Here is a 6,547-nt window from a genome sequence, read left to right as displayed (position 1 = left end):
TTGAATGGTTCCTATCGTCATTTGCAAAAGTTGCGCGCTCGTTGTGAGCATGTGTTTGCCGAAAGCAAAGTCGTACATGGCTTGGATCGAGCTCGGAGCCGTGGGTTGGACTGCATGCAGGAACAGGCGATACTTACGGCAACGGTTCAGAATCTGAAAAAACTATGCCGGTTTAAGAAAAAACGACCTCAAACCGGTATTTCGGCATGCGAAAAACCGAAATCCGTGATAACGGAGGTAGTGTCAGGCCTGCTAGTTCCAGCGCTCGCTGGGTTGTTCTTCTCATTTTGCACGCCGGTTAGACGGCAAGAACTGACTTAATTCACCGGACTTCTAGAACGAAAATAAAAAGCGGGAGAGCGGCCTTGCTGCCCGCTTCGTCCCGCTTTGCCGAGTGAAGTCCGACCCGTTCCGGCCGCCGGCTTGCCGGCTTCCGAGGGTCGTTCTCCGTCTGGTTTCCCTTTCTGCGTTGTCTACGTCATGTTGAAAAAGCCGAGCGTGGCGCACTTGTCCGCTTCCTTGGCGACGACCTCATCCATGCCGATGTCGAGCAAATTGCACAGCGCCGCCATATAGAAGATGTTCTTCCCGAGTTCGGAGCGGACGATGTCTTCGCAATTCTCGCACAGATGGCCTTCCATATGCGACTTGGACTGCTTCTTCGCCTGATCCAACGGCATGTCCTCCGAGAAGCCCTGATGCCGGGCGTTCAGCTCGATACAGCCGCATTCCGTAATGGCTTTGGCTATGGCCCGATTCACGGAAGCGTTCGATTGGCTGTATTTGGTAACGACATCCAGCAGACTGCGATGACGGAGCAAGAGTTCCGAGACCTGCTGCTGAAACTCTTTCAGCGATGGTGCGCTCATCCGTTCCACCCCGGTTACCGTAAATTTACTTTTCCTCCTACATTATAGAGCAAGGCGTCCGCCATTTCAAAAGAAGAATGCCGCGATGGCCTGCCGCAGCGCGGTTCGCGAAGGAAGTTTGGCAGGGACGTTCTAAGGAGAGATTAGCCGGGCGAAAATTGGAACATACTAGTAACAAAATAAGGGAGTGATATTTATGATGATGAAACGCATGATCCAAGCGGCCGGGGCGCTGCTTGGGATGCTGATCGGACAAGGGTTCTCCACTTGGAAAACGGCCGGAGGAGCTTCGTGGATGAATCCGGTATGGGGCGTTCCGACGACGACGGGAATCGGCTCCGGCGGTTATATGGGAGCGGCGATCGGGGTTATGCTCGGCCTGCTGATCGCCACCGCGCTGGCCGGACCGCTCGCGCAGGGGTTGCAGCGGAGCGTCGAGCGGCTGTCTGCGCTGCCGGTATCGACGCTGGCGTGCGGGTTGCTCGGCGGCGGATCGGGACTCGCCTTGGCCGCCTTCCTCTATCCGTATATATCCGGCATCCCGCGCGTGGGGGGGCTGGCCGCGGCGCTCGCCGCCATCGCGCTGGGCTACATGGGGCTTAAGGTCGGTCTCCGCAAGCAAGATGAGCTGGCCGTCTGGTCGCAGTCGCGCCGGACGCCGGAACCGGCGAAAGAGGAGGAGCCCCGTTACGAGCAGCACAAAATTTTGGACACCAGCGTCATTATCGACGGCCGGATCGCCGACATTTGCAAGACCGGATTCATCGAAGGCACGCTCGTCATCCCCGAATTCGTGCTGGAGGAGCTGCAGCATATCGCGGATTCCTCGGACTTGCTGAAGCGCAACCGCGGACGCCGCGGCCTGGACATTCTGAACAAAATTCAGAAGGAGCTCGACGTGAAGGTGCTCATTTACGAGGATGGCGCCGACGAGCCCGGAGAAGTGGACAGCAAGCTGGTGAAGCTGGCGAAGGCGATGCGGGGCAAAGTGGTGACGAACGACTTCAACCTGAACAAAGTATGCGAGCTGCAGGGCGTCTCCGTTCTGAACATCAACGATCTGGCCAATGCGGTCAAGCCCGTCGTGCTGCCCGGCGAAGAGATCGTCGTTCAGGTCATCAAGGACGGCAAGGAGCACGGGCAAGGCGTCGCCTATTTGGACGACGGCACGATGATCGTCGTCGAAGGCGGCCGCGATTTTATCGGAACGACGATGGAGGTGCTGGTGACCAGCGTGCTGCAGACGTCCGCGGGCCGGATGATCTTCGCGAAGCCGAAGCTATTGGAAAAAGCGCTCTGACAGGGTATGATTATAACAATACGGGCGGGACACGCTCTGAAGTGTCCCGCTTTTTGCCGTGAACAAGCCGCCGGGTCAGCCGCCGAACGTGCGCGCAGCCCGGGGGTTCGTCCGCGCCTAGCGCAAGGGAGAGGAGTTCGAAGCATGAAGTGGGGAGCCGTTGTCGTCGCCGCGGGCCGCGGCAAGCGGATGGGCGCCGCCGACAACAAGCCTTATTTGCCTCTGGCAGGCCGGCCGATTCTGGCTCATACGCTGGAGGCGTTCGAACGGTGCGGGACGGTGGAGAGCATCGTCGTCGTCGCCGCGCCCGGCGAGGAAGCGAAGGCGGAAGCCGCCGTCCGCGCCATGACGGTCGCCTGCCGCAAGCTGCGGGCGATCGTGCCGGGAGGCGCGGAACGGCAGGACAGCGTATACGAAGGGCTGGCCGCCTTGGAGACGGAAGGCGTGCTCGTACACGATGCCGCCCGTCCGCTGGTGACGCCCGAGCAGATTGAGGCCTGCTGCCGGGAAGCGGAGCGTCACGGCGCGTCGGCGCTGGCCGTGCCGGTGAAGGATACGATCAAGATCGAAGGCGAGCGCGGGTTCATGACCGCCACGCCGGACCGCAGCACGCTGTGGGCGGTGCAGACGCCCCAGGCGTTCGCGCGGGCGGAGCTGATGGAGGCGCACCGGCTCGCGAAGGCGGAAGGGGCCGCGGCCACCGACGACACGATGCTGCTGGAGCGGCTCGGCCGCAAAGTGGCGATCGTGCCGGGCGATTACCGCAACTTGAAAATCACGACGCCGGAGGATTTGCCGATTGCGGAGCTGCTGCTCGAGCGGCGTCGTCGGGAGGATTCGGACTAATATGATCAGAGTGGGACAAGGATTCGACGTTCATCAACTGACGGAAGGCCGCGATTGCATCATCGGCGGCGTCCGCATTCCGTACGAGAAGGGATTGCTCGGCCATTCCGACGCCGACGTGCTGCTGCACGCGATCAGCGACGCGGTGCTCGGGGCGCTGGCGCTGGGCGACATCGGCAAGCACTTTCCCGATACGGACCCGGCGTTCAAGGACGCGGACAGCGTCAAGCTGCTGGAGCACGTCTGGTCGCTCGCGAAGGAACGCGGCTACAAGCTCGGCAACGCCGACGCGACGATTATCGCGCAGGCGCCGAAGATGGCGCCGCACATTCCGGCGATGGTCGAGGTGATCGCCCGGGCGCTCGAAGCCGAGGCCTCGCAGGTGAATGTCAAGGCGACGACGTCCGAGCGGCTCGGCTTTACCGGCCGCGGAGAGGGCATCGCCGCCCAGGCGATTGTCTGCCTCGTCCGCGATGTGCTATGATTTGCGAGAACGAAGGAACGGGGAGGAAGCTGCGTCATGACCGCTAAAGTACGCGTGCGTTACGCGCCGAGCCCGACGGGGCATCTGCATATCGGCAACGCGCGAACCGCCATTTTCAACTATTTGTTCGCCCGCCATCACGGGGGAGACTTCATCATTCGCATCGAGGATACCGACGTCAAGCGCAACGTCGCGGGCGGCGAGGAGAACCAGCTGAAGTACCTGAAGTGGCTGGGCGTCGATTGGGACGAGAGCGTCGACCGCGAAGGGGCCTATGGGCCTTACCGGCAGACGGAGCGGCTGGACATTTACCGCCGCTATTGGCAGGAGCTGCTCGACCGGGGACAAGCCTACCGCTGCTATTGCACCGAAGAGGAGCTGGAGCGGGAGCGCGAGGAGCAGACCGCCCGCGGCGAGACGCCGCGATATTCCGGGAAGTGCCGGCATCTGACGGCCGAGGACCGCGCCCGTCTGGAAGCGGAAGGCCGCGTGCCGAGCGTCCGCTTCGCCGTGCCTGCGGGCAAGACGTATGCGTTCGACGACATGGTCAAAGGGACGATCTCGTTCCAGTCGGACGACTTCGGCGATTTCGTCATCGTCAAGAAGGACGGCATCCCGACCTATAACTATGCGGTGGCGCTCGACGACCATCTGATGGCCATCACGCACGTGCTGCGCGGGGAAGACCATATTACGAACACGCCGCGCCAGCTCATGGTATACGAGGCGCACGGCTGGACGCCGCCGGTGTTCGGGCATATGACGCTGATCGTCAACGAGAACCGCAAGAAGCTGTCCAAGCGCGACGAGTCGATCGTGCAGTTCATCGAGCAGTACGACGCTCTCGGCTACTTGCCGGAAGCGCTCCTGAACTTCATCGCCCTGCTCGGTTGGTCGCCGGAAGGGGAAGAGGAGATTTTCGGGCGCGAGCGGCTCATCGAAATTTTCGACGCCGACCGTCTGTCCAAGAGCCCGGCGGTGTTCGATACGGTCAAGCTGAACTGGCTGAACCAGCACTACATGAAAGCGGCGACGGCAGAGCGGGTGGTCGATCTTTGCCTGCCGCATTTGAAGCAGGCGGGACGACTGCCGCAGGAGCCGACCGAAGCCGAGCTGCATTGGGCGGCGACGCTGGTCGGCCTGCTGCGGGAGCATCTCCGCTACGGGGCGGAGATCGTGCCGCTGTCCGACCTGTTCTTCAAGGACGAGATCGCGCTGGAAGACGAGGGCCGCGCCGTGCTGGCGGAAGAGAACGTGCCGGCCGTCCTGAACGCCTTCGCCCGCCAGATCGAAGCGCTGCAGGGGGACAGCTTTACCGTCGACGCCATCAAGGCGGCGATCAAGGCCGTGCAGGCGGAGACGGGCGCGAAGGGCAAAGGGCTGTTCATGCCGATCCGCGTGGCGCTCACCGGGCAGACGCACGGACCGGACCTGAACGGCACCATCTGGCTGCTCGGCCGCGACAAGGTGCTGGCCCGGCTGGAAGCCGCGGCAAGCGGGAAGCTCGCCTAAGCGTCATCCGATTTTGTGCGAATAGAGCTTGCGATACTGGCCCGGCGTATGTCCCGTTTCTTTCTTGAATTTGCGGATGAAGTTGGGCGTATCGAGATAACCGACCCTCTGAATGATATCCTTCAGGGGGTCGGTTGTTGTCGTTAGCTCCGCGATGGCCGCTTCGATTCTTTTTCTCCAAACGTACTGGACAAAATTGATGCCCATCTTGTCCTTGAACGATCTGTGTCCAGCCCGGATGACAAAACGAATTTTACGCTGCTGCTGAAGACGATTCGGAACGCGCTGGACCGCAAAGGAGAGCGGGACGGCAGACGATACTTGCTTACGATCGCGGCCGGCGCCGACCGGTATTACCTGGATGGGACCGAGATGGATCAGGCGCAAAAAGTGCTGGATTTCGTCCAGTTGATGACCTACGACATGCGGGGAGGCTTTCAAACGCTGACGGGCCACCATACGAATATATATACGGGCACCGGCGATTTGTTCCGCATCAGCGTCGACGCCTCGGTCCGGATGTTTGTGCGCGCAGGCGTTCCCCGGGAGAAAATCGTCATCGGCGCCGCGTTCTATTCCCGCATGTGGAAGGGGGTGCCGGACGTCCGGAACGGCCTGTACCAGATGGCGGCCGGCGCCGGCGGATACGGACCGGATTATACGGCGTTGGCGGCGGAGTACATCGGCAAAAACGGCTATGCGCGATATTGGGACGACGAAGCCAAGGCGCCTTATCTGTTCGACGGCAGCAGCTTTATTTCCTACGACGACGAGGAGTCGATCGGCCATAAAGGCGAATACGTGCGCCAGAACGGGCTGGCCGGCCTCATGTTCTGGGAATACGGCTGCGACCGGACGCATCGGCTGCTGGACTCGATCCATCGGGCTCTCAATCAAGCGGGGGAGGGGAAGCCGGAATGAAAGTGGGATTAAGCTCGTACAGTTTGCTGGACGATATTAAAGCGGGAAAGCTGACGATCCTGGATGCCATCCAATGGGTCGCCGATAACGGCGGCGAACATATGGAATTGGTGCCGTATGGCTATACGGTCGTGGACAACGTCGAATTGGCCGATCAAATCAGGGAGAAGGCGGCCGCGGCCGGAATCGAGCTGTCCGGGTATTCCTTCCCGGCGAACCGCTCGATATCGGCAATTTCCTGTGCGCGGATGAAGATCCGCTCGTCGGGGTCAAGAAGAACATTTCCTATGCGAATCGGGTACACTATAAAGACTTTTATGTCCGTCCTTATTACGAAGATCCCGGAGAGGGCAAATGGTTTCGGACGGTCAATCAAAATTATTTGCGGGGCGCGATCGTCGGGCATGGCGATCTCAAGCTGCGGGAAGTGACGAAGCTCGTGAAAGCGTCGGGCTACGACGGCTACATTACGGTCGAGTTCGAGGGCATGGAGGATTGCCGGGTAGGCTCCAGAATCGGCATGGCGAACACAAGAAGATTTTGGGACGAGGCAATCGTTTGAACGAACGGCGAGCCGTCTTTTTGACCGTGGCGCCGCTCCAGCGCGGCTGAAAT

6 protein-coding genes and 3 pseudogenes are annotated in these 6,547 nt (G+C 60.8%); 7 read left to right on the top strand and 2 right to left on the bottom strand.

Annotation, left to right across the window (positions count from 1 at the left end; translation table 11 throughout):
• On the top strand, nt 1-321 hold a 321-nt coding region (locus G485_RS28860), incomplete at its 5' end, for a transposase (RefSeq protein WP_205620124.1).
• Nucleotides 322-473: 152 nt separating this feature from the next.
• On the opposite strand, the gene G485_RS0107325 is transcribed toward G485_RS28860, so the two are convergent.
• Entirely contained in the window at nt 474-869 is a 396-nt protein-coding gene (locus tag G485_RS0107325; RefSeq protein WP_027092029.1) for a nucleoside triphosphate pyrophosphohydrolase family protein, read from the bottom strand.
• Nucleotides 870-1,065: 196 nt separating this feature from the next.
• Between G485_RS0107325 and G485_RS0107320 the strand changes: the two genes are divergently transcribed.
• The 4 genes from G485_RS0107320 (at nt 1,066) to gltX (ending at nt 5,011) form a co-directional block, all read left to right on the top strand.
• On the top strand, nt 1,066-2,169 hold the full coding sequence (locus tag G485_RS0107320) for a PIN/TRAM domain-containing protein (RefSeq protein ID WP_205620123.1): 1,104 nt from the start codon (nt 1,066-1,068) through the stop codon (nt 2,167-2,169).
• Between the two features lie 144 nt (nt 2,170-2,313).
• A complete protein-coding gene (gene ispD, locus G485_RS25495; protein WP_035155171.1) occupies nt 2,314-3,015 on the top strand; it encodes a 2-C-methyl-D-erythritol 4-phosphate cytidylyltransferase in 702 nt (233 codons plus the stop codon).
• A gap of 1 nt (nt 3,016) precedes the next feature.
• Nucleotides 3,017-3,499, top strand: coding sequence for a 2-C-methyl-D-erythritol 2,4-cyclodiphosphate synthase (gene ispF, locus G485_RS0107305; protein ID WP_027092026.1), 483 nt, complete (start codon nt 3,017-3,019; stop codon nt 3,497-3,499).
• Between the two features lie 36 nt (nt 3,500-3,535).
• Nucleotides 3,536-5,011, top strand: a complete 1,476-nt coding sequence (gene gltX / locus G485_RS0107300; RefSeq protein WP_027092025.1) for a glutamate--tRNA ligase — start codon at nt 3,536-3,538, stop codon at nt 5,009-5,011.
• Nucleotides 5,012-5,014: 3 nt separating this feature from the next.
• Here the strand turns inward: gltX and G485_RS0107295 are convergent.
• Nucleotides 5,015-5,236 (bottom strand): annotated as a pseudogene (locus G485_RS0107295) (helix-turn-helix domain-containing protein); the annotation flags it as partial.
• Between the two features lie 3 nt (nt 5,237-5,239).
• Between G485_RS0107295 and G485_RS25490 the strand changes: the two are divergent.
• Nucleotides 5,240-5,932, top strand: a pseudogene (locus G485_RS25490) (glycoside hydrolase family 18 protein); the annotation flags it as partial.
• Nucleotides 5,929-6,494: pseudogene (locus G485_RS25485) on the top strand (sugar phosphate isomerase/epimerase family protein). The pseudogenes G485_RS25490 and G485_RS25485, both read left to right, overlap by 4 nt.
• The last annotated feature ends 53 nt before the right edge of the window (nt 6,495-6,547 follow it).

The sequence above is a fragment of the Cohnella thermotolerans DSM 17683 genome (assembly GCF_000429825.1).
Classification (GTDB): Bacteria; Bacillota; Bacilli; order Paenibacillales; family Paenibacillaceae; genus Cohnella; species Cohnella thermotolerans.
The sequence above is the reverse complement of the archived record's forward strand: the minus strand, read 5'-3'. Positions and strand labels throughout refer to the sequence as shown.

Excerpts from the sequence above, each read along its gene's own strand:
- G485_RS0107325 (WP_027092029.1), bottom strand. The coding sequence starts at position 869 with ATGAGCGCACCATCGCTGAAAGAGTTTCAGCAGCAGGTCTCGGAACTC.
- gltX (WP_027092025.1), top strand. The coding sequence starts at position 3,536 with ATGACCGCTAAAGTACGCGTGCGTTACGCGCCGAGCCCGACGGGGCAT.
- ispD (WP_035155171.1), top strand. The coding sequence starts at position 2,314 with ATGAAGTGGGGAGCCGTTGTCGTCGCCGCGGGCCGCGGCAAGCGGATG.
- G485_RS0107320 (WP_205620123.1), top strand. The coding sequence starts at position 1,066 with ATGATGATGAAACGCATGATCCAAGCGGCCGGGGCGCTGCTTGGGATG.
- ispF (WP_027092026.1), top strand. The coding sequence starts at position 3,017 with ATGATCAGAGTGGGACAAGGATTCGACGTTCATCAACTGACGGAAGGC.